Source organism: Klebsiella sp. K5-204 (genome assembly GCF_030128585.1).
Taxonomy (GTDB): Bacteria; Pseudomonadota; Gammaproteobacteria; order Enterobacterales; family Enterobacteriaceae; genus Klebsiella; species Klebsiella quasipneumoniae.
Genome location: NZ_JAKUZS010000008.1, coordinates 333,071 through 355,647, shown reverse-complemented (window position 1 = coordinate 355,647; position 22,577 = coordinate 333,071). Strand labels below are relative to the sequence as shown.

The window sequence follows — 22,577 nt, the reverse complement described above, 5'->3', positions numbered from 1 at the left end:
TTGAGACTTGGTATTCATTTTTCGTCCGAGGACGTTAAGAATCCATGTCACTTTGAGTGCCCACACAGATTGTCTGATAAATTGTTAAAGAGCAGTTGCGACGCGCTTTAGCGCTCTGTCGCGAGGTGGCGTATATTACGCTTTCCTCTTTCAGAGTCAACCCGTTTTTCAGGATTTTTCTCTTCAACCGAACCGGCTGTTTGTGTGAAGTGATTCACATCTGCCGTGTCAGTGGGAGCGCATTATAGGGAGTTCGTCGGAAGTAGCAAGGGTTAAAATAGAAAAATCTTATCGACCGCTCATTATTTGAACTTTTCGCTTATTCCTCTTCCTACCATTAAAGCCGCCATCCCAGTGTTCATGCGGCCTGCAGCGTAGCTAACTCGAAAATTGGTTTTTGGCAAAAATGTGATTTTTCTCTCTTACCCAACGCCATTATCGCGCCGATGGTGAATTAAGCGCCACTCTTGACCCACGACAAAGCGCCCGCCCAGCCCCCGTTTCTATAATCAGGCCCGTTTCTTCTTACTGGTAATAATCGATGGCTTATCAACTCAACATTAACTGGCCCGAGTTTTTAGAGAAATACTGGCAAAAGCAGCCGGTGGTTTTAAAAAACGCGTTTCCGGACTTCGTCGACCCGATTACGCCGGACGAGCTGGCCGGGTTAGCCATGGAGCCGGAAGTCGACAGCCGGCTGGTCAGTCTGGCCAACGGTAAATGGCAGGCCAGCAATGGACCTTTTGAACATTTCGATGGCCTGGGCGAGACCGGCTGGTCGCTGCTGGCCCAGGCGGTAAACCACTGGCATATGCCGGCCGCCGAGCTGGTGCGACCGTTCCGCGTACTGCCGGACTGGCGTCTGGACGACCTGATGATCTCCTTCTCCGTCCCCGGCGGCGGCGTCGGGCCGCATATCGATCAGTATGACGTCTTTATTATTCAGGGCATGGGCAGCCGCCGCTGGCGCGTGGGCGATAAGCTGCCGATGCGTCAGTTCTGCCCGCATCCCGCGCTGCTGCACGTCGACCCGTTCCCGCCGATTATTGATGAGGATCTGCAGCCGGGCGATATCCTCTATATTCCGCCGGGATTCCCGCACGATGGTATCACCCACGAAACCGCGCTGAACTACTCCGTGGGTTTCCGCGGGCCCAACGGGCGCGACCTGATCAGCAGCTTCGCCGACTATGTGCTGGAGAACGATCTCGGCGGCGAGCACTACAGCGATCCGGACCTCACCTGCCGCGAGCATCCGGGCCGGGTTGAAGAGTATGAACTCGAACGTCTGCGCGGCATGATGATCGACATGATTCGCCAGCCGGAAGACTTCAAGCAGTGGTTCGGCAGTTTCGTCACCACCCCGCGTCACGAGCTGGATATTGCGCCGGCGGAACCACCGTATGAAGAAGAGGAAGTCGTCGATGCGCTGCTGGGCGGCGAAAAACTTTCTCGCCTGAGCGGCCTGCGCGTTCTGCATATCGGCGACAGCTTCTTCGTGCATAGCGAACAGCTGGACACCACCGATGCCGAAGCGCTGGATGCATTATGCCGCTATACCTCATTAGGCCAGGAGGAGCTCGGCAGCGGCCTGCAAAACCCGGCTTTTGTGAGCGAACTGACGCGCCTGATTAATCAAGGCTACTGGTACTTCGAAGAGTAAGCCGCGGTACGACTACGGGCAGCCGCCTGGCGCTGCCCGCTGGCTATCAGCCGTTATTGCGCCTGTTTCGGCAGCACTACAATAAACCGCGTCGAGCGCAGATCGGACTGCGCCGCCACGCTGCCGTGGTGGGCGCTGACGATGGATTTCACAATCGCCAGGCCGATGCCGCTGCCCTCCCCTTTGCGCTGGCGCGAGGGGTCGACGCGATAGAAACGGTCAAACAGCCGCGGCAGATGTTCGGCGGCAATCGGCGTACCGGGGTTCTCCACCACCAGGCGGATCGTCTCCGCGCTTTCGCTCAGCGCGATCGTCACCGCCTGGCCAGCCGGGGTGTAGCGGATCGCGTTCGACAGCAAGTTGCTGATCGCCCGCCGCAGCATCAACGGATCGCCCGTCACCCGGCAGGGGCTGCCGTCAAAGCGCAGCGCTACCGCTTTCTCTTCCGCCCACGCCTCGAAAAACTCAAACACCTTATGCACCTCCTCAGCCAGATCCAGTTCCCGCTGTTCGGGGATCAGCTGGTTGTTATCGGCCTGGGCGAGGAACAGCATATCGCTGACCATCCGCGACATGCGCGAGAACTCTTCAAGATTGGAGTAGAGCACCTCTTCCAGCTCCGGCTGGCTGCGGCTCTGGCTTAAGGCGATTTCGGTTTGCGTCACCAGGTTGGTGATCGGCGTGCGGATCTCATGGGCGATATCGGCGGAGAAGTTCGACTGGCGGGTAAAGACATCCTCCATTCGCTCCAGCATATGGTTAAAGGACAGCGCCAGCCGCTCCAGTTCGATAGGCACCGCCTGCGGGTCGAGGCGCACGTCGAGATCCCGCGAGGTAATATTCTGGATCTGCCGGCTGATCTGGCGGATAGGCTTATGCCCCTGATAGACCACAAACAGCACGATGGCGATGATCAGCAGGCTGATTATCGACGCGGCGGAAATCAGCTTCGCTTTCAGCTCATTAATATAGTGCAGGTGAAAATCGATGGATAAGGCCATCAGCAGATGGTACGCCGGCTTGCCATCCGCCTGCTTGCCCAGCGGCAGCATGATCAGCCGCCAGGCACGGGTCTCCATTTGATGATTATCGTGCGCCATTGCCCGCGGCTGCGGGTCGGTCCATGAAATCACATTCCCGTCGCGCAGCTGCATCGCCAGGCCTGGCGTACTCAGCATATGGCTGAGATCCGGCCCGTTGGGCGACTGGAACAGAATATTGCCCTGCCCATCGTCCAGGCAGATAAAGACGTTGGCGTAGCCCGCAATGATATTCTTCACGATCTCCAGCCGCCGCGCCTGCGGGTAGTCAGCGTGGTCGAGGACCGTCTCCAGGGTGGTGCTGAGCTGCCTGAGATCGTGAACGTCGCGCTCTTCAAAATGCGCCTTCACCGAATGGATCATGATCCAGGTGAAGGCAAAGAAGGCGATGATGGTGGCGAGGCTAATAAAGAAACTCAGCCGGGTGGCCAGGGAAAAGGGGCGCTTAGCGACCATCCGGCACCTCAAGCATATAGCCGACGCCGCGCACAGTCTGGATCAGCTTCGGCTCGAAGTCGTTATCGATTTTGGCGCGCAGCCGCTTCACCGCCACATCTATCGCGTTGGTATCGCTGTCGAAATTCATATCCCACACCTGCGAGGCAATCAGCGAACGCGGCAGCACTTCGCCCTGATGGCGCAGGAAGAACTCCAGCAGAGTGAACTCCTTGCTGGTCAGGGTGATGCGGGTGGCGCCGCGCGTCACCTTACGGCTGACCAGATCGACGCTGAGATCCGCCGCCTGAAACTGGCTTTCGACAATGACCGCCGCCCCGCGGCGCAGCAGCGTCCGCACCCGCGCCAGCAGTTCCGCAAAGGCGAACGGCTTCACCAGATAGTCGTCGGCGCCCAGCTCCAGCCCCTTCACCCGATGCTCAATGGTGCCCAACGCGGTAAGCAGCAGGATCGGCATGCCTTTCCCGGCGGCGCGCAGCATGCGCACGATATCCCAGCCGTTCACGTCCGGCAGCATGATGTCGAGGATCAGCAGATCATAGTCGCCGGTCATCGCCAGGTGATAGCCGTTAAGGCCGTTATCGGCCAGGTCGACGACGAAGCCAGCCTCGGTAAGCCCTTTGGTCAGGTACTCCCCGGTTTTCTTCTCATCTTCGACAATCAATATCTTCACCGCCGGCTCCTTCACGCGCGTTCTGTGCGGGTATTCAATTTTAGAGGAGCGCCTCCGGATAGCAATGAAATATCAGGAAAATGACAGCTTTGTCATTTTCCTGTCACGTCCTGAACAGAGGCCGCTACGTAAAGTAGCCGCCATGGATAAATCGTCGAAAACGTCTGCCGCCATGCGCCCAATAACGCTTCTTACCCTCAGCGTGATACTCGCCTTAACCGGCTGTGTCTCGCTCGCTCCGGACTACCAGCGCCCCGCCGCGCCGGTACCGCAGCAGTTCTCTCTCAGCCAGAACAAGCTGGTTCCCGCTACCGCGAGCTATCAGGAGACCGGCTGGCGAACCTTTTTCGTCGACCCGCAGGTGAAAAGCCTGATAGGCACCGCGCTGACCAACAACCGCGATCTGCGGATGGCGACGCTGAAAGTGCAGGAAGCCCGCGCCCAGTATCGGGTGACCGATGCCGACCGCTACCCGCAATTGAACGGTGACGGTAGCACCACCTACGGCGGCAAACTTAAAGGCGACACCACCACCAGCAGCGATTACGCCGCCGGGCTGAATCTCAACTATGACCTCGACTTCTTTGGCCGGCTGAAAAACCTCAGCGAGGCCGACCGGGAGAACTTCTTCGCCAGCGAAGAGGCACGGCGCGCAGTGCATATCCTGCTGATTGCTAACGTTTCACAAAGCTACTTCAACCAGCGGCTGGCGGCAGCGCAGCTGCAGGTGGCCAACGACACCCTGCAAAACTATCAGCAGTCTTATGCGTTCGTTGAAAAACAGCTGCTGACCGGCAGCACCACCGTCCTGGCGCTGGAGCAGGCGCGGGGGATGATCGAGAGCACCCGCGCCGAGATCGCCAGGCGGCAGGGCCAGCTGGCGCAGGCTAATAACGCTCTGCAGCTGTTGCTCGGTAGTTATCAACATCTGCCGGACGATAGCGCCAGCAGCGCCGTCGACCTGCAAGGCGTAACCCTGCCGCCGTCGCTCTCTTCAGCTATCCTGCTGCAGCGGCCGGATATTTTAGAGGCCGAACACAGCCTGCGGGCGGCCAACGCCAACATCGGCGCCGCGCGGGCGGCCTTCTTCCCGTCGATCACCCTGACCAGCTCGCTCTCCGGCAGCAGCAGCGAGCTCGCCAGCCTGTTTAACGCCGGCAGCGCGATGTGGAACTTCATCCCCAAAATCGACATTCCGATTTTCAACGCCGGGCGCAATCAGGCCAACCTCGATCTGGCGGAGATCCGCCAGCAGCAGCAGGTGGTCAACTACGAGCAAAAAATTCAGTCCGCTTTTAAGGAAGTGGCCGACGCGCTGGCCCTGCGCCAAAGCCTGGCCGATCAGATCGCCGCCCAGGAGCGCTATCTCGCTTCACTCAATATCACCCTGCAGCGCGCCACCGCGCTCTATCGCCACGGCGCGGTCAGCTACATCGAAGTGCTGAGCGCCCAGCGCGACATTTTCACCACCCGACAAACCCTGCTGGAACTCAACTATTCCCGTCAGGCAAATGAAATCACCCTGTTCACCGCCCTCGGCGGCGGCTGGATGGAATAACCCGAGGAGTCTTGATTATGAATTCACTGTCTAAAGTCGCCCTGTTCACTCTGATTTCTGGCGCGGTGTTCGCCGCCCAGGCCGCCGACCCGCACGCCGGCATGGCGATGCACGAACAGCCCGCCGCCGCGCAAACGCAAAGCATCAGCGGCAAAGGGGTCATTAAAGCCATTGATATGGATAGCAAAAAAATCACCATTGCCCACGAAGCCATCCCGGCGGTGAACTGGCCGCCGATGACCATGCGCTTCACCATCACCCCGCAGACCCAGCTCAACAATGTGAAGGACGGCGACAGCGTGGACTTCACCTTCGTTCAGCAGGGCAATCTGTCGCTGTTACAGGATATCCGCGCCCACTAATGGCCCGGCGACGGTAGGCTCCTCAACAACTGAATGGACGACACATGGCATCCCTGACACTGAAAAACACGGCGCTGATCCTCGGCAGCATGGCGATCGGCGGCGCGCTCACCGCAGCGCTGTATACCCGGATGGCGCCGCCCCTCGACGCTACCGCCGCCGCCCCGGCGGCCGAGCAGCAGCGAAAAGTGCTGTTCTGGTACGACCCGATGTACCCGAACACCCGCTTTGATAAACCGGGTAAATCGCCGTTTATGGATATGGACCTGGTGCCGAAATACGCCGATGAGGAGAGTGCCGCCGCCGGTGCGCCGGGGGTGCGTATCGACCCGACGCAGACCCAGAATCTCGGGGTGAAAACCGCCGCCGTCACCCGCGGGCCGCTGCGCTACGCCCAGACCTTCCCGGCCAACATCAGCTACAACGAGTACCAGTACGTGATTATGCAGGCGCGGGCGGCGGGTTTTATCAATAAAGTCTATCCCCTGACCGTCGGCGACAAAGTGCAACAAGGTACGCCGCTGCTGGAACTGACCATCCCAGACTGGGTGGAAGCGCAGAGCGAATACCTGCTATTGCAGGAGACCGGCGGCACCGCCACCCAGGTCGAGGGGATCCTCGAGCGGCTGCGTCTCGCCGGAATGCCGGACGACGATATCCGCCGCCTGAAAGCCACGCGCAAGATCCAGACCCGCTTCACCCTCAAGGCGCCCATCGACGGGGTGATCACCGCCTTCGATCTGCGCGCCGGAATGAACATCGCTAAAGATAACGTGGTGGCGAAAATTCAGGGTATGGACCCGGTGTGGGTCAGCGTGGCGGTCCCCGAGTCCATCGCCTGGCTGATTAAAGACGTCTCGCAGTTCCGCATTCAGGTTCCCGCCTGGCCGGACAAAACCTTCCGCATCAGCAAATGGACGATTCTCCCCAGCGTCGATAGTGCCACCCGCACCCTGCAGCTACGCCTGCAGGTGAACAACCCGGATGAAGCGCTGAAGCCGGGGATGAACGCCTATCTGCAGCTGACCAGTGACAGCGAACCGATGCTGCTGATCCCCTCCAAAGCGCTGATCGACAGCGGCAGCGAGCAGCGGGTGATCACCATGGATAACGAGGGCCGCTTCGTGCCGAAGCAGGTCCAGGTTTTCCATGAATCCAATGGCGTCACGGCCATTCGCAGCGGGCTGAAGGAGGGCGAGAAGGTGGTCGCCAGCGGCCTGTTCCTGATCGACTCGGAAGCCAATATCGCCGGCGCGCTGGAGCGCATGCGCGCGCAGGCCCCTGATGCCGCTGCCGCCCACGCGCACTGAGGAACGGAACAATGATTGAATGGATTATCCGCCGCTCGGTGGCCAACCGCTTCCTGGTGATGATGGGCGCGCTGTTTCTCAGCCTCTGGGGGACCTGGACCATCGTCCACACCCCGGTGGACGCCCTGCCGGATCTCTCCGACGTACAGGTGATCGTCAAAACCAGCTATCCGGGGCAGGCGCCGCAGATCGTCGAAAACCAGGTCACCTGGCCGCTAACCACCACCATGCTGTCGGTGCCCGGCGCCAGAACGGTGCGCGGCTTCTCGCAGTTTGGCGACTCTTATGTGTATGTGATTTTTGAAGACGGCACCGATCCTTACTGGGCGCGCTCGCGGGTGCTGGAATATCTCAACCAGGTGCAGGGCAAACTGCCCGCCGGGGTCAGCGCCGAAATGGGCCCGGACGCCACCGGCGTCGGCTGGGTCTTCGAGTACGCGCTGGTCGACCGCAGCGGCAAGCACGATCTCGCCGAACTGCGCTCCCTGCAGAACTGGTTCTTAAAATATGAGCTGAAAACCATTCCTAACGTCTCGGAAGTGGCGTCGGTGGGCGGCGTGGTCAAGGAGTACCAGATTGTCGTCGACCCGATGAAGCTGACCCAGTACGGCATCAGCCTCGGCGAGGTGAAATCGGCGCTGGACGCCTCTAACCAGGAGGCGGGCGGCTCTTCGGTCGAACTGGCGGAAGCCGAATATATGGTGCGCGCCAGCGGCTATCTGCAGACCCTCGACGACTTCAAAAACATTGTACTGAAAACCGGCGATAACGGCGTGCCGGTCTATCTCGGCGACGTCGCGCGGGTGCAGGTCGGCCCGGAGATGCGCCGCGGCATTGCCGAACTGAACGGCGAAGGCGAAGTGGCCGGCGGCGTGGTGATCCTGCGCTCCGGCAAGAACGCCCGGGAAGCGATCTCGGCGGTCAAAGAAAAACTGGCGTCGCTGCAAAGCAGCCTGCCGGAAGGGGTTGAAGTGGTCACCACCTACGACCGCAGCCAGCTTATCGACCGCGCCATCGATAACCTCAGCCACAAGCTGCTGGAAGAGTTTATCGTCGTCGCCCTGGTCTGCGCCCTGTTCCTGTGGCACGTGCGCTCGGCGCTGGTGGCGATTATCTCCCTGCCGCTCGGCCTGTGCTTCGCCTTTATCATGATGCATTTCCAGGGACTCAACGCCAACATCATGTCGCTGGGCGGGATCGCCATTGCGGTGGGGGCGATGGTCGATGCCGCCATCGTGATGATTGAGAACGCCCACAAGCGGCTGGAGGAGTGGACGCATCAGCATCCGGGAGAGAAGCTCGGCAACGACAGGCGCTGGAAAATCATTACCGATGCCTCGGTGGAGGTTGGCCCGGCGCTGTTTATCAGCCTGCTGATCATCACCCTGTCGTTTATCCCCATTTTCACCCTCGAAGGCCAGGAGGGCAAACTGTTCGGCCCGCTGGCCTTCACCAAAACCTGGTCGATGGCCGGAGCGGCGCTGCTGGCGATCATGGTGATCCCGATCCTGATGGGCTTCTGGATCCGCGGCAGGATCCCGGCGGAGAGCAGTAACCCGCTGAACCGCTTTTTGATCCGCATTTACCATCCGCTGCTGCTGAAGGTCCTGCACTGGCCGAAGACCACCCTGCTGATCGCGCTCCTGTCGATCCTGACGGTTGTCTGGCCGCTTAACCGGGTCGGCGGCGAGTTTCTGCCGCAGATCAACGAGGGCGATCTGCTGTATATGCCGTCAACGCTGCCCGGGATCTCCGCCTCGCAGGCGGCGGATATGCTGCAGAAGACCGACAAGCTGATCATGACGGTGCCGGAGGTGGCGCGGGTGTTCGGCAAAACGGGTAAGGCAGACACCGCTACCGACTCAGCGCCGCTGGAGATGGTGGAGACCACTATTCAGCTCAAACCGCAGGATCAATGGCGGCCGGGGATGACCATGGAGAAGATCGTCGACGAACTGGACAAAACCGTGCGCCTGCCGGGGCTGGCGAACCTGTGGGTGCCGCCGATCCGCAACCGCATCGACATGCTCTCCACCGGCATCAAGAGCCCGATCGGCATTAAAGTTTCCGGCACTAACCTGGCCGATATCGACGCCATCGCCGGGCAAATTGAGGGGGTGGCGCGCAGCGTGCCGGGCGTGACCTCGGCGTTAGCCGAGCGGCTGGTGGGCGGGCGCTACCTCGACATTGATATTCAGCGTGAGAAGGCGGCCCGCTACGGGATGACCGTCGGCGACGTGCAGCTGTTCGTCTCGTCCGCTATCGGCGGGGCGATGGTCGGCGAAACGGTGGAGGGGGTCGAGCGCTATCCGATCAACATCCGCTATCCGCAGAGCTACCGCGACAGTCCGCAGACCCTGCGCCAGCTGCCGATCCTCACCCCGCTGAAGCAGCAGATCGTCCTCGGCGACGTCGCCGAGGTGAAGGTGGTCAGCGGGCCATCGATGCTGAAGACCGAGAACGCCCGCCCCACCAGCTGGATCTACATCGACGCCCGCGACCGCGACATGGTGTCAGTGGTGCACGATCTGCAGCAGGCCATCGGCAAGGAGGTGAAGCTGAAGCCGGGCATCAGCGTGTCATATTCCGGGCAGTTTGAGCTGCTGGAGCGCGCCAATCAGAAGCTGAAGCTGATGGTGCCGATGACGCTGATGATTATCTTTGTGCTGCTGTACCTGGCGTTCCGCCGCGTCGGCGAGGCGCTGCTGATCATCGCCAGCGTGCCGTTCGCTCTTGTGGGCGGTATCTGGTTCCTCTACTGGATGGGCTTCCATCTGTCGGTGGCCACCGGTACCGGCTTTATCGCCCTGGCCGGGGTGGCCGCGGAGTTTGGCGTGGTGATGCTGATGTACCTGCGCCACGCCATCGAGGCGGAGCCGGCGCTGGAGAACCCGCAGACCTTCAGCGCCGGGAAGCTCGACGAGGCGCTGTATCAGGGGGCAGTACTGCGCGTGCGGCCGAAGGCGATGACCGTGGCGGTGATTATCGCCGGCCTGCTGCCGATTTTGTGGGGCACCGGCGCCGGGTCGGAGGTGATGAGCCGCATCGCCGCGCCGATGATTGGCGGAATGATCACCGCCCCGCTGCTGTCGCTGTTTATTATTCCGGCGGCGTATAAGCTGATGTGGCTGTCCCGGCATCGTGGCAAGCGCGGCCGCTAGCCCACCGCGTTTACGCCGGTCCGGGAAATTGGCTATAGTGGCGCCATTCTTCTGGCCGGCGTGAACGTCCCTATGAATCTAAACCTGGTATGTTATTCCCTGCTGCTGCTCACCGCTGTGGGCAGCGCCCTGCTCCCCTACCCGCTGGCGATGTGGTTTTTACTGAGCAGCCTTCTGACATGGCTTATCTATGGCGCCGACAAGCTGGCGGCGCGCAAAGCCTGGCGACGGGTGCCGGAAACCACGCTGCTGGTGCTCGGCCTGGCGGGAGGCTGGCCGGGGGCGATCCTCGGCCAGCAGTGTTTTCGCCATAAAACGCAAAAGCAGCCCTTCCGGACGTGGTTTTTCATCAGCGTGGCGCTGAACGTGGCGGCGCTGGCCGGGCTGTATGCGGTTTACTCTGGCATGCTCAGCCGCTAAGGGGCGAGGCTAGCGCGGCGTCTGGCGGATCCACACCAGTCGATCGACGTCAAAGCCCAGTTCGCGCGCGGTATTCAGGTAATCCTGCTTCACCGCCGCCGGAATGGTGGGGGTGCGCGACAGGATCCACAGATAGTCGCGGTTGGGGCCGCTGACCAGCGCATACTGGTAGTCGTCGTCCAGACGGATCACGTTATAGCCGCCGTAGAACGGCCCGAAGAACGACACCTTCAGCGCCGCGGTGGTGGGGGCGCCGGTGAAATAGGCTTTCCCGTCGCTCTCATTCCAGCGTTTTTTGACCGGGTCATAACCGCGATTGACGACGCTGATCCCCCCGTCGCTGCGGGCGCCGTAGGTGGCGGTCACCTGCTCCAGGCCTCGCTCGAAGCGATTCTCCAGGCGAGCGACCTCATACCATTTCCCGAGGTAACGGCTGGCGTCAAACCCGCTAATCGGCTGAACGCCCTTCGGCGGGGTGGGCGATTTGCAGGCCACCAGGGTCAACGCGATAGCGACGCCAGTGACAACAGGCCATAGCTTCATGAGAACTCCTTTCATTTACGCGGTTGGGGAAAGTGTAGTGCAAAGCCGCTACACTTCACGCCAGCCGACGTGATTCGTAGTATATTGAGAATATTCTTTGTTAACAGGTGGCCTCCATGCCTTACTCCATCGGCGAATTTGCCCGACTTTGCGGGATAAATGCGACCACGCTTCGCGCCTGGCAGCGCCGCTATGGCCTGCTCAAGCCGCTGCGCACCGATGGTGGACACCGTCTGTACAGCGATGACGACGTCCAGCAGGCGCTTAAAATCCTCGACTGGGTGAAAAAAGGGGTGCCGGTCAGCCAGGTGAAGCCCCTGCTGTCGCGCCCCGGCGCGCGGCGCACCAACAACTGGCTGACGCTGCAGGAGACCATGCTGCAGCGGCTGAAAGAGGGAAAAATAGAGTCCCTGCGCCAGCTGATCTACGATGCCGGCCGCGAATATCCGCGCCAGGAGCTGGTGACCGAGGTGCTGCGTCCGCTGCGCAGCCAGGTCTCCGCCAACGTGCCGGCCATCATGACCCTGCGCGAAATCCTCGACGGCATCATCATCGCCTACACCTCATTTTGCCTCGAAGGCGACAAGAAGGCGCCCGGGGACAACTTTCTGATCACCGGCTGGCACCTGACCGACGCCTGCGAAATCTGGCTTGAAGCGCTCAAACGCACCGGTCAGGGCCATCGCATCGACGTCCTGCCGGTGCCTCCCGCCGCCCTGGCGCCGGAGATTTTCCCCCAGCGCAACTGGCTGCTGGTCACCAGCGGCAAACTCTCCGCCGCTCGTCAGAGGCAGGTCGAACTCTGGCAGCAGCAGGTCGTCTCCCTCGAGGTGATCCCGCTCTAACCCCCGGTTTTCACTTACCCCACTCTCTGTTCCGCCTGCGCCCGGCGGCGCGGCGGGCGCACGTTTGCCCTTCGTGCAGCCCGCGTTTTTCGCCCTTTAAAACACTAATCATAACAACCTGATTTTAAACATAAATAAAATATATTTTTTCACAAACTTGGACAAATAATTTTATTTGTGTAAGTTTTAAGTATGCCATTACGCCACCGTGTTTAGCCAGGATGTGATCCATGAGCACCACGCCGTCCGTCATTCGTCGTTTCGTTGAGTACTACGCCAGGCTGGATGCGCAGCCGCCCACGGCGCTGGCCGCGCTGTACCATCCGGACGCGACGCTGAGCGATCCTTTTGGTCAGCACCAGGGACTGTTTGCCATCCAGCGCTACTTTACCCATCTGCTGGCCAACGTGGAGCAGTGCCGGTTCACCATCGACGCGCCGCTCTGCGACGGTCAGCGGTTCGCCGTAACCTGGACCATGCACTGGTCGCATCCGCGTATTGCCGGCGGAGAAACCCTGGCCCTGCCGGGCTGCTCGGTGGTGGACATCGCCGGGGAACAGGTTCTCCACCAGCGCGACTACTACGACGCCGGGGAGATGATCTACGAGCATCTTCCCCTGCTGGGCTGGGCGGTACGCGGCGTGAAGCGGAGGGTGCGCTCATGATGACGGTGCTTATCACCGGCGCCAGCTCCGGGATCGGCGCCGGCCTGGCGAAATCCTTCGCGGCGGATGGCCACCTGGTCATCGCCTGCGGGCGCGATGCTTCGCGCCTGACGGCGCTGCAGCAGTTCAGCCCCAACATCAGCGCGCGCCTGTTCGATATGACAGACAGGGACGCCTGTCGCCAGGCGCTGACGGGCTGTTTTGCCGACCTGATCATTCTCTGCGCCGGCACCTGCGAATATCTCGACCACGGACAGGTGGATGCCGCCCTCGTGGAGCGGGTGATGGCCACCAACTTCCTCGGGCCGGTGAACTGCCTGGCGGCGCTGCAGACGCAGCTGGAGGCAGGCGATCGGGTGGTGCTGGTCAGCTCCATGGCGCACTGGCTGCCCTTCCCGCGCGCGGAAGCCTATGGCGCCTCCAAGGCGGCGCTGACCTGGTTTGCCAATAGCCTGCGTCTGGACTGGGAGCCGAAAGGGGTGGCCGTCACGGTGGTCTCTCCAGGCTTCGTCGACACCCCGCTGACGCGCAAAAACGACTTCGCCATGCCCGGCCGGGTGAGCGTCGATCGGGCGGTGGCGGCGATCCGCCACGGCCTGGCGAAGGGCAAAGACCACATCGCCTTCCCCACCGGCTTCAGCCTGACCCTGCGGCTGCTGGCCAGCCTGCCGTCAGGTATACAGCGCCTGCTGTTGCGCAGGATGGTGCGCTCATGAACATCGCCATCATCGGCAGCGGTATCGCCGGGCTGACCTGCGCCTGGCGGCTGGCCGGACACCATCAGGTGACGCTGTTCGAAGCGGGCGCCGCGCCGGGCGGCCACACCGCCACCGTGGATGTCGCCACGCCGCAGGGCACCTGGGCCATCGATACCGGATTTATTGTCTACAACGATCGCACTTATCCGCGCTTTATGGGCCTGCTCAGCGAGCTGGGGATCGACGGGCAAAAAACGCAGATGAGCTTCTCGGTCCACAACCCGGCCAGCGGCCTGGAGTACAACGGCCACAGCCTGACCTCGCTCTTCGCCCAGCGACGCAATCTGCTGAAGCCGGCCTTCTGGGGGCTGCTGAGCGAGATCGTCCGCTTCAACCGGCTGGCGAAACTGGCGCTGACCGAGGCGCTGGATCCGGGGGCGACGCTGGAGAGCTTCCTCGCCCGCCACCGTTTCAGCCCCTTCTTCGCCCGCCATTATATCCTGCCGATGGGGGCGGCCATCTGGTCGTCGTCGCTGCAGGAGATGCGCCGCTTCCCGCTGCCGCTGTTTTTGCGCTTCTTTGAACACCACGGCCTGCTGGACATTCGCGATCGCCCGCAGTGGTACGTGGTGCCCGGCGGTTCCCGGGAATACGTTCGCGCCCTGCTCGCCAGGCTCGGCGACCGCCTGGACCTGCGGCTCAACGCGCCGGTGCAGCAGGTGGAGCGCTACCCGACAGGGGTTACCCTGCGGCTGGCGTCCGGGGAGGCGCATTTTGACCAGGTGATCTTCGCCTGCCACTCCGCGCAGGCGCTGGCGATGCTGGCGGCGCCCACCGACGCCGAGCGTGAGGTGCTGGGGGATATCGGCTGGCAGCGCAACGAGGTGGTGCTGCACAGCGATCCGCGCTGGCTGCCGGCGCGTCAGCGCGCCTGGGCCAGCTGGAACTATCGCCTGAGCGACGGGGATCGGGCCCGGGCCTGCGTCACCTACAACATGAATATTCTCCAGGGGCTGCCCGCGGGCGCGCCGCTGTTCTGCGTCACCCTGAACCCGGACGCGCCGGTGGACGAGCGCTACGTCTGGCAGCGCTTCGTCTATGAGCATCCGCTGTTTAACCCGCAAAGCTGGTCGGCCCAGCTGCGGCGCGAAGAGATTAACGGCCAGCAGCGGAGCTGGTACTGCGGGGCCTACTGGTACAACGGCTTTCATGAGGACGGGGTGCGCAGCGCGCTCGACGTGGTGCAGGGCATCGCCGCGGCGGAGGGCAACTGAAATGAACAGCTGCCTCTATCATGGCGTCCTGCGCCACCGTCGCCTGCAGCCGAAGGCGCACCACTTCGTCTACCGCCTGTTTATGGCCTGGCTCGACCTCGACGAACTGGACAGGCTGCCTGAGGCGGGCATCCGTCGCAACCGCCTGGCCGCCGCCGCCTGGTACGACGCCGATTATCCGCTGGGCGCGCCGCTGAAGGCTCAGGCGCTGAACCGGCTGGAGAGCCTGACCGGCTGCCGCCCGGCGGGACGCGTGATGCTCCTGACCCAGCTGCGCTACTTCGGCTTCCATTTTAATCCGGTCAACTTTTACTACTGCTATGACGAGGCCGACACCCTGCGCTGGGTGCTGGCCGAAGTGCGCAACACGCCGTGGAATGAGCGTCATTACTACGCGGTGGACGGCCAGCAGGCGCGCCCGCTGGAGAAAGCCTTTCACGTTTCGCCGTTTAACCCGATGGACATGGTCTATCACTGGCGCTTCAACGCGCCCGGCAAAACGCTGCACATGCATATTGAAAACCATCAGGCCAGCAAGGTGTTCGACGCCACGCTGGCCCTGAGCCGCGTGCCGTTAACCCGCGCCAACCTGCGCGGGCTGCTGCTGCGTCTGCCGATGATGACCCTGAAAACCGTCCTCGCCATCTACTGGCAGGCGCTGCGGCTGTGGCTGAAGCGCGTGCCGCTGTACAACCATCCTGTCAGCAGGAGTGAACGCTCATGACCGATCCCGTCTTTGCGCTTGAACCCGATGTGCCGCGCAACGTGCGGCTCGCGCGCTGGCTGCTCTTTCGTCTGTTGAGCGGCCTCCGCGAAGGCTCGCTCACCGTGCGCGAAGGGGCGCAGACTTTTCATTTTGGCGACCCCGCCGCCGCGCTGCGCGCCGAGGCGCGGGTCTGCACGCCGGAGGTGTACTGGCGTCTGCTGACCGGCGGCAGCCTGGCGGCGGCCGAGGCCTGGATGGACGGCGACTGGGAGAGCCACCAGCTGACGGCGCTGCTGCAGATCCTCGCGCGCAACGGCGAGGTGCTGGGGCGTCTGGAGCGCGGCTTTCGTCTGCTGGGCAAGCCCGTCGCCCGCCTGCGCCACTGGACCCGCCGCAACACCCGCGCTCAGGCGCGGGAGAACATCGCCGCCCACTACGACCTCGGCAACGAATTTTATGCCCACTTTCTGGATGACGATCTGCTCTACTCCAGCGCGCTGTTTGCCGACGACCAGCAGGATCTGACCCAGGCCCAGCGGGCCAAGATGGCGCGCCTGTGCGACCAGCTGGCGCTCACTCCCGGCGATCATCTGCTGGAGATTGGCACCGGCTGGGGGGCGCTGGCCGAGTACGCCGCCCGCCATTACGGCTGCCGGGTCACCACCACCACCCTCTCCCGGGAGCAGCACCGCTGGGCTACCGAGCGCATGGCCCGCGCCGGGCTGCAGGATCGCGTCGAGGTGCTGCTCTGCGACTACCGCGATCTGCGCGGCGAGTACGACAAACTGGTGTCGGTGGAGATGATTGAAGCGGTTGGCCAGCGCTACCTGCCGGCCTTTTTCCGCACCTGTCAGGCGCGCCTGCGCCCGGGCGGCAAAATGGCCCTGCAGGCGATCACCATCCAGGATCAGCGCTATCGCGACTACAGCAAAAGCGTCGATTTTATCCAGCGCTACATCTTCCCGGGCGGCTTTTTGCCCAGCATCACGGCAATGAGCGAGCTGATGACCCGCCATACCGATTTTGTGGTGCGCAACCTGTTCGACATGGGCCCGGACTATGCCCGCACCCTGGCGCACTGGCGGCAGCGTTTTACCCATGCCTGGCAGGATATTGAAAAGCTCGGCTTTGATGAGCGCTTCCGCCGGATGTGGCTCTACTACTTCGGCTACTGCGAAGCCGGATTTAACGCCCGCACCATCAGCGTGGTGCAGCTCACCGCGGAGCGGGTATGACACGCCCGGCGCAGCACCTGCTGATGGCCCTCGCGTTCGATGTTTACTGGACGCTGGTGGTGATGTTGCGCGAGCGCGGCCTGCTGATCTGGCTGACGCTGGCGCTGTTCGCCTGGCTGCGGTTGCCGGCGGCCAGTCGTCCGCCCGCTCTGCTGTTGGCTGCGGCGGGCTGCGGGCTGGACGCCTGCTGGGCGCTGGCGGGGCTGATTGATTTTCCCGGCGACAGCCTGCTGCCCCTGTGGATGGTGGCCCTGTGGCTGATGTTCGCCGTCGTCTGGACCCGGCTGACCCGCACCACGACGCTTCCCGGCTGGGTGCTGGCCGCGGCGGCCACCGTCGGCGGCCCGGTGGCCTACCTGATCGGCGCTCGCCTCGGAGCCATGACCCTGCAGGTACCGACGGCGCTTGCCGTGGCCGCCATGGCCTGCGGCTGGCTGGTGCTCATGCTGTTGTTCCATCTGGGGATGGGGAGGCAAAAATGAGATTCGCCCTGTTACTGCTGTGGCTGAGCGCCCTCGCCCCGGCGGTCCACGCCGCCGACTGGCTGACGTGGCGCCGCGTCGGCGAGGCGACCCTCACCTGGGGGCCGTTCACTGTCTATCACTCACAGCTGCGCACGCCCAATGGCCGGTATGACGGCCCGCAGCAGGATCGGGCGCTGATCATCACCTACCGGCGCGACATCGATCGCGAGGCGCTGGTGGAGGCCACCCGCGACCAGTGGCAGGCGCAGGGCATTCTGCAGCAGGAGCCGCGCAGCGAAGCCTGGCTGCGCATGCTGCAGGGGATCTGGCCGGACGTCGCGCCGGGCAGCCAGCTGGCGTTCGTGGTCAGCGGCGGCGAGGGGCAGTTCTGGTACCGCGCCAGCGCCGCGCAGACCGCCTTTACCCCGCTCGGCCCGCGCCAGTCGGCGGCGTTCAGCACCCGCTTTCTCGCCATCTGGCTCGATCCGCGCACCACTTATCCCGAACTGCGTCAGCAGTTGATCGGAGGTACACCATGAAACGCATTCTGACCCGTGGCCTGGCGCTGCTGATGCTGATGCTCGCCGGCTGCAGCACCGAGGTCACCGAGTACCGGCAGCAGCAGCCCGCCCTCGACATCTTCCACTATTTTCAGGGCCGAACCGAGGCGTGGGGGATGGTGCAGGATCGCAGCGGCAAACAGCTGCGCCGCTTCCATGTAGCGATCGATGGCGACGTCGTCGGCGACACCCTGACGCTCCATGAGCGCTTTGTCTATGACGATGGCGAGAAACAGCAGCGGGTGTGGCGCATTCGCCGCACCGGCGATAACCGTTATCAGGGCACCGCCGGGGATATCGAAGGCGTGGCCAGCGGCCAGGCGGCAGGCAATGCCTTTCACTGGCGCTACAGCATGAACGTCGAGGCCAGCGGCAGCCGGTGGCTGCTGCACTTTGACGACTGGATGTTCCTGCAGGACGGCAGCCATTTGTTTAACAAAACCGAGATGAAGAAATTCGGCATTACGGTGGCCACCGTGACCCTTTTCTTTACCCGAACCACAGCAGAAGAGAGGACAGCGCCATGAACACGCAACCTGTCATTGGGATCAGCGGATGTTTAACCGGCTCAGCCGTGCGATTCGACGGCGGGCATAAGCGTATGGGCTTTGTGATGGATGAGCTCGCGCAGTGGGTGGCGTTTAAGCCCGTCTGCCCGGAGATGGCGATTGGCCTGCCCGTTCCCCGCCCGGCGCTCCGGCTGGTGCAGACCCCGGTCGGGGAGATCCGCATGCGCTTCAGCCACGCCCCGCACGAGGATGTGACGGAGAAGATGGCCGATTTCGCCAACGCCCATCTGGCAACCCTGGGCGAGCTGTCGGGCTTTATCGTCTGCGCCAAATCGCCGAGCTGCGGGATGGAGCGCGTGCGGCTGTATGATGAAAAAGGCAATCGCGGGCGTAAGGAAGGCGTGGGGCTGTTTACCGGCGCCCTGATGGCGCGCTACCCGTGGCTGCCGGTGGAAGAGGATGGCCGGCTGCACGATCCGCTGCTGCGGGAGAATTTTGTCGAGCGCGTCTTCGCCCTGCATGAACTCAACGCCCTGCGCGCCCGCGGCCTGACCCGCCACGGCCTGCTGGCCTTTCATAGCCGCTACAAGCTGCAGCTGCTGGCTCACCACCAGGCGGGCTACCGCGAGATCGGCCCGTTCGTCGCCTCGCTGCATGAATGGGAGGATCTGGAGGCTTTCTTCGAGGTCTATCGCGAAAAGCTGATGGCGATCCTCAAGCGGCCCGCCTCGCGGAAAAACCACACCAACGTGCTGATGCATATTCAGGGTTATTTCCGCGACCAGCTGAACAGCCGCCAGCGCGGCGAGTTGCGGGAGGTGATCCTCAACTATCGCGCCGGGCTGCTGCCGATCCTCGCGCCGCTGACGCTGCTTAAGCACTATCTGGCCGAGTATCCGGATCGCTACCTGCAGGCGCAGAACTATTTTGACCCCTACCCGCAGGATCTTGCCCTGCGCCTGACGGTGAACTGAGGGAACCTGGGCCAGCTGCCCGGCGGCGCTGCGCTTGCGCGGGCCTACGGGGGGATCCCGCAGGCCTCCTCAGGAACGTAGGCCGGATAAGGCATTTATGCCGCCATCCGGCACAACCACAGGTATGGAGCTTGACGTGTCCTGCCCGGCGGCGCTGCGCCTGCCGGGCCTGGGGGGTATCCCGCAGGCCTCCTCAGAAACGTAGGCCGGATAAGGCATTTATGCCGCCATCCGGCATAAATGGAGCGCACCAGTCGTAGCCCGGCTAAGCGTAGCGCCAGCCGGGAACGCTCCTTCGACAACGCTATCGCATCAGAACCACGCCTCAAACATCCCGCCGATGTTCAGCGAATCCAGCTGCTGGTCTTTGGTATTGTTGACCTTCGCGGTATGCTCGTTGTCCACCTGACCGCCGGTCACGTAGAAGCGCAGCATCGGACGGAACTCCGGCCCCATGCCGATGGCGATGTTCTGCGACAGCGTCAGCTTCCAGCCGTGGTTATCCCCGCCCTGGTCGTAGTCCACGCGCTGGTAGCCCGCTTCCAGCCAGGTGGAGTGCACGTCGTTCCAGAAGTACATCGGCCGCACGATGGCGCCGTAGTTTTTGCGGTTGTCGGTATTATCTTTGCCGTTGTCATAGTCGTGGAAGGCCAGCAGATATTCCACCTGCGCCTGCTGGGTGAACTTATGGCTGCCCTCGAAGCTGGCGTAGACCGTGGTCAGGTCGTCGGTTTTGTTGTAGACGCTGTTATCCGAGTTGTCGGAGTAGCGCAGGATCACCTTGTTCACTCCGCTGTCGTTGGTGTGGCTCAGCACCAGGCCGCCCTGCCAGGCTTCGAGACGCGCGTCGCTGTCCACCGCCTTCGAGTCAAAGCCGTAGTTGGCGTACACCTCGACATCGATCGGCCCGGCCTTGATGTTGTGGGTTTTGGTGGTCAGCGCGTAGTGGCCGTTGTCCCCGGTGTCGGAGCTGCCGGTACAGGTGATGCGCGACGGGTTGGTCTCATCGGCCATCACTTCCGGGCTACAGGATTTCACCTGCGACACCGCCGCCACGTCGAACTGCACGCCGCCGATATCAAAGTTCTTCACCCCGGCGCCCTGGCCGTCGTGGTTCATCCAGAAGTAGTCGTTGATCCCCTGTTGCGGACGCTGGTGGAAGTCGCGGCCGGCCCAGATATAGGCGTTGGGATTGGATTCCAGCACGTTGGTGACGCCGACGTAGGCCTTCTTCAGGTTAACCTCGTCGCTCCAGTGGTCGAACATGACGTTGAGATCCCAGATAGCCCCCTGCGCGCTTTTGAAGGCTTTGCTGATCTGGAATTCGCCGCCGTTGCTTTCGTTGCCCAGACGGCCGATCGCCGAGGCGCCGTTATAGGAGCCGTCGACGCCGACATATTTCTGGTCGCCGGTCTGGAAATGGGCGCCATAGCGGGCATAGCCGCTGAACTTAAGGCCGAACGGAATCGCCATATCCGGCGAGGCGGCGGTGGTCTGCGGGTTGGTAATGACGTCGACCTTTTTGTCGGCCGCGGCGTCAATTTTCGCCTGGCGGTCGGCCAGTGCTTTATCAACAGCTTTGGCGACAATGGCGTCGATCTGTTCCTGAGTAAATTCTTGCGCCATTACAGAGGTAAGCGGAAAAAACGCGGCGATAACCGCCATGGTTAATGGAAGTTTTTTTATCATTGTCATGAGTTTCTCAATATAGGTTAATTTTATTCAGACAATAACCAGCCTATTCTGAGCTGACAGAATATGTCGCTATCATCAGAACAAGTTATTTTTTATTTTGTACGGTCACAGAGGCATTACACAATTATCGCTACTCGCCCTCCCTCACTGATATTAAACAGGTGGCACAATGGCAGAACCATCCGCGCGGCGGATTGTTCCTCTATAGACAGTCAAACAGATAGCCTTTCGGCACAGACAGCATAAATACAACACGAACAAATAAACGCTATTTCCCGGCAGCGGGCAGACGGCGGAATACATGCCCCCGCAGGGGCATGTCAGCAAAAATCAACCAAAGATATAAGTATTGACGAGATTTTCGAGTAATTCCTGACGCCCGCTCTGATGCTGCGGATTCAGATTATGCTGCTCAGCGTACCGGGCAATATTATCCAGCGACATACGGCCGGCCATAATTTGCTGCCCCAGTTCGCCCTGCCAGCCGGCATAGCGTTTTGCCAGAGCCCGATCGAGCTTGCCATCCTCAATCATCCGCGCGGCCAGCTTGAGAGACAGCGCCATCACGTCCATGGCGCCAATATGGCCATAGAACATGTCGTATTTGTCGGTGCTCTGCCGGCGAACTTTGGCGTCAAAGTTCAGGCCGCCGGTGGTGAATCCCCCGGCTTTGAGGATCTCGTACATCACCAGGGTATTTTCTTCCACGCTGTTCGGGAACTGATCGGTATCCCAGCCGAGCTGCGCATCGCCGCGGTTGGCATCAACGGAGCCGAAGATCCCCAGCGCGATGGCGCTGGCGATTTCATGGTGGAAAGAGTGCCCCGCCAGGGTGGCGTGGTTGGCTTCAATGTTCACCTTGATCTCATTTTCCAGACCAAACTGCTTCAGGAAGCCATACACCGTCGCGACATCGTAATCGTACTGATGCTTGGTGGGCTCCTGCGGTTTCGGCTCGATAAGCAGCGTGCCGCCAAAGCCAATCTTATGCTTGTGCTCCACCACCATCTGCAGGAAGCGGCCAATCTGCTCGCGCTCCTGACGCAGGTCGGTATTCAGCAGGGACTCGTAACCTTCGCGGCCGCCCCACAGAACATAGTTTTCGCCGCCGAGCTGGTGGGTGGCGTTCATGGCGGTCACCACCTGCGTGGCCGCCCAGGCAAACACCTCCGGATCGGGGTTGGTCGCCGCCCCGGCGCCGTAGCGCGGGTGGGTAAAGCAGTTGGCGGTGCCCCACAGCAGTTTCACGCCGGTTTGCTGCTGTTTCTCCGCCAGCACCTCGGTCATCACGGCAAAATTATGCAAATACTCTTTCAGCGACGCGCCTTCTGGCGAGACGTCGACATCGTGGAAGCAGTAATACGGCACGTTGAGCTTGTAGAAAAACTCAAACGCCACGTCCGCTTTGCGTTTGGCCATTTCCAGCGCATCGCCCGCGGCCTGCCAGGGACGCTCAAACGAGCCGGCGCCAAACATATCCGCGCCATTCCAGCAGAAGTTATGCCAATAACAGGCGGCAAAACGCAGATGATCTGCCATGCGTTTTCCCAGCACGATTTCATCCGGATTATAGTGGCGAAACGCCAGAGGATTATCGGTTTTAGGTCCGGCGAAAAGAACGCGTTCGAGCTGGTCAAAATAAGTTTGCATGATGAACTCCGAAATTGAGGAAGCCGAAAATTAACAACTGTGACACATCGTGTATTCTCATCGTCGGTTGCTCAATTACGTTATTTCACTCAGCGATTGAGAAAATGCTCAAATGT

Annotated in this window: 21 protein-coding genes; 16 read left to right on the top strand and 5 right to left on the bottom strand. The window is 61.7% G+C overall.

Annotated features, from left to right (window positions below):
* Nucleotides 1-541: 541 nt before the first annotated feature.
* On the top strand, nt 542-1,663 hold the full coding sequence (locus MKR05_RS21925) for a cupin domain-containing protein (protein WP_023291817.1): 1,122 nt from the start codon (nt 542-544) through the stop codon (nt 1,661-1,663).
* Nucleotides 1,664-1,716: 53 nt separating this feature from the next.
* On the opposite strand, the gene MKR05_RS21920 is transcribed toward MKR05_RS21925, so the two are convergent.
* Nucleotides 1,717-3,159 (bottom strand): Cu(+)/Ag(+) sensor histidine kinase, encoded by a 1,443-nt coding sequence (locus tag MKR05_RS21920; RefSeq protein WP_023291816.1) that lies wholly within the window; start codon nt 3,157-3,159, stop codon nt 1,717-1,719.
* On the bottom strand, nt 3,149-3,832 hold the full coding sequence (gene cusR / locus MKR05_RS21915) for a copper response regulator transcription factor CusR (protein WP_004206716.1): 684 nt from the start codon (nt 3,830-3,832) through the stop codon (nt 3,149-3,151). The genes MKR05_RS21920 and cusR overlap by 11 nt, the downstream gene beginning before the upstream one ends.
* A gap of 172 nt (nt 3,833-4,004) precedes the next feature.
* On the opposite strand from cusR, the gene MKR05_RS21910 reads away from it, so the two are divergent.
* The 5 genes from MKR05_RS21910 to MKR05_RS21890 all read left to right on the top strand — a co-directional run bounded on the left by MKR05_RS21910 (nt 4,005) and on the right by MKR05_RS21890 (nt 10,643).
* Nucleotides 4,005-5,390: an efflux transporter outer membrane subunit gene (locus tag MKR05_RS21910; protein ID WP_032454729.1), complete on the top strand. Its 1,386-nt coding sequence runs from the start codon at nt 4,005-4,007 to the stop codon at nt 5,388-5,390.
* Between the two features lie 17 nt (nt 5,391-5,407).
* Nucleotides 5,408-5,752 carry a cation efflux system protein CusF gene (cusF, locus tag MKR05_RS21905; RefSeq protein ID WP_023291814.1) on the top strand — a complete coding sequence of 115 codons (345 nt, stop codon included), beginning with the start codon at nt 5,408-5,410 and terminating at the stop codon, nt 5,750-5,752.
* A gap of 44 nt (nt 5,753-5,796) precedes the next feature.
* Nucleotides 5,797-7,062, top strand: coding sequence for an efflux RND transporter periplasmic adaptor subunit (locus tag MKR05_RS21900; RefSeq protein ID WP_101989845.1), 1,266 nt, complete (start codon nt 5,797-5,799; stop codon nt 7,060-7,062).
* Nucleotides 7,063-7,073: 11 nt separating this feature from the next.
* Complete coding sequence (locus tag MKR05_RS21895) at nt 7,074-10,223, top strand: CusA/CzcA family heavy metal efflux RND transporter (RefSeq protein WP_101989846.1); 3,150 nt, start codon at nt 7,074-7,076, stop codon at nt 10,221-10,223.
* 72 nt (nt 10,224-10,295) lie between these two features.
* The gene (locus MKR05_RS21890; RefSeq protein WP_032454727.1) at nt 10,296-10,643 is read left to right on the top strand and encodes a DUF1294 domain-containing protein; all 348 of its coding nucleotides are present in this window, start codon (nt 10,296-10,298) and stop codon (nt 10,641-10,643) included.
* Between the two features lie 9 nt (nt 10,644-10,652).
* Here the strand turns inward: MKR05_RS21890 and MKR05_RS21885 are convergent, their stop codons facing one another.
* The gene (locus tag MKR05_RS21885) at nt 10,653-11,186 is read right to left on the bottom strand and encodes a lipocalin family protein (protein WP_002887259.1); all 534 of its coding nucleotides are present in this window, start codon (nt 11,184-11,186) and stop codon (nt 10,653-10,655) included.
* Between the two features lie 116 nt (nt 11,187-11,302).
* On the opposite strand from MKR05_RS21885, the gene MKR05_RS21880 reads away from it, so the two are divergent.
* From MKR05_RS21880 to MKR05_RS21835, 10 genes are all read left to right on the top strand, one after another.
* Nucleotides 11,303-12,031, top strand: a complete 729-nt coding sequence (locus tag MKR05_RS21880; RefSeq protein ID WP_002887258.1) for a MerR family transcriptional regulator — start codon at nt 11,303-11,305, stop codon at nt 12,029-12,031.
* Between the two features lie 230 nt (nt 12,032-12,261).
* Nucleotides 12,262-12,696 carry a nuclear transport factor 2 family protein gene (locus MKR05_RS21875; protein WP_065813360.1) on the top strand — a complete coding sequence of 145 codons (435 nt, stop codon included), beginning with the start codon at nt 12,262-12,264 and terminating at the stop codon, nt 12,694-12,696.
* Nucleotides 12,693-13,412, top strand: coding sequence for an SDR family NAD(P)-dependent oxidoreductase (locus MKR05_RS21870; RefSeq protein ID WP_101989847.1), 720 nt, complete (start codon nt 12,693-12,695; stop codon nt 13,410-13,412). Before MKR05_RS21875 ends, MKR05_RS21870 begins: the two co-directional genes overlap by 4 nt.
* Nucleotides 13,409-14,668, top strand: a complete 1,260-nt coding sequence (locus tag MKR05_RS21865; protein ID WP_049015235.1) for an NAD(P)/FAD-dependent oxidoreductase — start codon at nt 13,409-13,411, stop codon at nt 14,666-14,668. Before MKR05_RS21870 ends, MKR05_RS21865 begins: the two co-directional genes overlap by 4 nt.
* Before the next feature lies 1 nt (nt 14,669).
* Complete coding sequence (locus tag MKR05_RS21860; protein WP_101989848.1) at nt 14,670-15,392, top strand: DUF1365 domain-containing protein; 723 nt, start codon at nt 14,670-14,672, stop codon at nt 15,390-15,392.
* Entirely contained in the window at nt 15,389-16,609 is a 1,221-nt protein-coding gene (locus MKR05_RS21855; protein ID WP_032454723.1) for a cyclopropane-fatty-acyl-phospholipid synthase family protein, read from the top strand. The genes MKR05_RS21860 and MKR05_RS21855 overlap by 4 nt, the downstream gene beginning before the upstream one ends.
* Nucleotides 16,606-17,091: a DUF2878 domain-containing protein gene (locus tag MKR05_RS21850; RefSeq protein ID WP_064158589.1), complete on the top strand. Its 486-nt coding sequence runs from the start codon at nt 16,606-16,608 to the stop codon at nt 17,089-17,091. The genes MKR05_RS21855 and MKR05_RS21850 overlap by 4 nt, the downstream gene beginning before the upstream one ends.
* Nucleotides 17,088-17,612 (top strand): hypothetical protein, encoded by a 525-nt coding sequence (locus tag MKR05_RS21845; protein WP_048336536.1) that lies wholly within the window; start codon nt 17,088-17,090, stop codon nt 17,610-17,612. Before MKR05_RS21850 ends, MKR05_RS21845 begins: the two co-directional genes overlap by 4 nt.
* Entirely contained in the window at nt 17,609-18,160 is a 552-nt protein-coding gene (locus tag MKR05_RS21840) for a DUF3833 domain-containing protein (RefSeq protein WP_048336535.1), read from the top strand. The genes MKR05_RS21845 and MKR05_RS21840 overlap by 4 nt, the downstream gene beginning before the upstream one ends.
* Nucleotides 18,157-19,116 (top strand): DUF523 and DUF1722 domain-containing protein, encoded by a 960-nt coding sequence (locus MKR05_RS21835; protein WP_004206730.1) that lies wholly within the window; start codon nt 18,157-18,159, stop codon nt 19,114-19,116. The genes MKR05_RS21840 and MKR05_RS21835 overlap by 4 nt, the downstream gene beginning before the upstream one ends.
* 312 nt (nt 19,117-19,428) lie before the next feature.
* On the opposite strand, the gene MKR05_RS21830 is transcribed toward MKR05_RS21835, so the two are convergent.
* Together MKR05_RS21830 and xylA are read right to left on the bottom strand one after the other, a co-directional pair.
* Nucleotides 19,429-20,811, bottom strand: coding sequence for a carbohydrate porin (locus MKR05_RS21830; protein WP_284118695.1), 1,383 nt, complete (start codon nt 20,809-20,811; stop codon nt 19,429-19,431).
* 330 nt (nt 20,812-21,141) lie between these two features.
* The gene (xylA, locus tag MKR05_RS21825) at nt 21,142-22,461 is read right to left on the bottom strand and encodes a xylose isomerase (RefSeq protein WP_023291802.1); all 1,320 of its coding nucleotides are present in this window, start codon (nt 22,459-22,461) and stop codon (nt 21,142-21,144) included.
* Between the last annotated feature and the right edge of the window lie 116 nt (nt 22,462-22,577).

Bases quoted from the DNA above. Each gene is read 5' to 3' on its own strand.
- cusF (WP_023291814.1), top strand. From the start codon at position 5,408: ATGAATTCACTGTCTAAAGTCGCCCTGTTCACTCTGATTTCTGGCGCG.
- MKR05_RS21880 (WP_002887258.1), top strand. From the start codon at position 11,303: ATGCCTTACTCCATCGGCGAATTTGCCCGACTTTGCGGGATAAATGCG.
- MKR05_RS21840 (WP_048336535.1), top strand. From the start codon at position 17,609: ATGAAACGCATTCTGACCCGTGGCCTGGCGCTGCTGATGCTGATGCTC.
- MKR05_RS21920 (WP_023291816.1), bottom strand. From the start codon at position 3,159: ATGGTCGCTAAGCGCCCCTTTTCCCTGGCCACCCGGCTGAGTTTCTTT.
- MKR05_RS21890 (WP_032454727.1), top strand. From the start codon at position 10,296: ATGAATCTAAACCTGGTATGTTATTCCCTGCTGCTGCTCACCGCTGTG.
- MKR05_RS21895 (WP_101989846.1), top strand. From the start codon at position 7,074: ATGATTGAATGGATTATCCGCCGCTCGGTGGCCAACCGCTTCCTGGTG.
- MKR05_RS21875 (WP_065813360.1), top strand. From the start codon at position 12,262: ATGAGCACCACGCCGTCCGTCATTCGTCGTTTCGTTGAGTACTACGCC.
- MKR05_RS21830 (WP_284118695.1), bottom strand. From the start codon at position 20,811: ATGACAATGATAAAAAAACTTCCATTAACCATGGCGGTTATCGCCGCG.
- MKR05_RS21910 (WP_032454729.1), top strand. From the start codon at position 4,005: ATGCGCCCAATAACGCTTCTTACCCTCAGCGTGATACTCGCCTTAACC.
- MKR05_RS21855 (WP_032454723.1), top strand. From the start codon at position 15,389: ATGACCGATCCCGTCTTTGCGCTTGAACCCGATGTGCCGCGCAACGTG.
- MKR05_RS21870 (WP_101989847.1), top strand. From the start codon at position 12,693: ATGATGACGGTGCTTATCACCGGCGCCAGCTCCGGGATCGGCGCCGGC.
- MKR05_RS21835 (WP_004206730.1), top strand. From the start codon at position 18,157: ATGAACACGCAACCTGTCATTGGGATCAGCGGATGTTTAACCGGCTCA.
- MKR05_RS21900 (WP_101989845.1), top strand. From the start codon at position 5,797: ATGGCATCCCTGACACTGAAAAACACGGCGCTGATCCTCGGCAGCATG.
- MKR05_RS21850 (WP_064158589.1), top strand. From the start codon at position 16,606: ATGACACGCCCGGCGCAGCACCTGCTGATGGCCCTCGCGTTCGATGTT.
- MKR05_RS21860 (WP_101989848.1), top strand. From the start codon at position 14,670: ATGAACAGCTGCCTCTATCATGGCGTCCTGCGCCACCGTCGCCTGCAG.
- MKR05_RS21845 (WP_048336536.1), top strand. From the start codon at position 17,088: ATGAGATTCGCCCTGTTACTGCTGTGGCTGAGCGCCCTCGCCCCGGCG.
- xylA (WP_023291802.1), bottom strand. From the start codon at position 22,461: ATGCAAACTTATTTTGACCAGCTCGAACGCGTTCTTTTCGCCGGACCT.
- MKR05_RS21885 (WP_002887259.1), bottom strand. From the start codon at position 11,186: ATGAAGCTATGGCCTGTTGTCACTGGCGTCGCTATCGCGTTGACCCTG.
- MKR05_RS21865 (WP_049015235.1), top strand. From the start codon at position 13,409: ATGAACATCGCCATCATCGGCAGCGGTATCGCCGGGCTGACCTGCGCC.
- MKR05_RS21925 (WP_023291817.1), top strand. From the start codon at position 542: ATGGCTTATCAACTCAACATTAACTGGCCCGAGTTTTTAGAGAAATAC.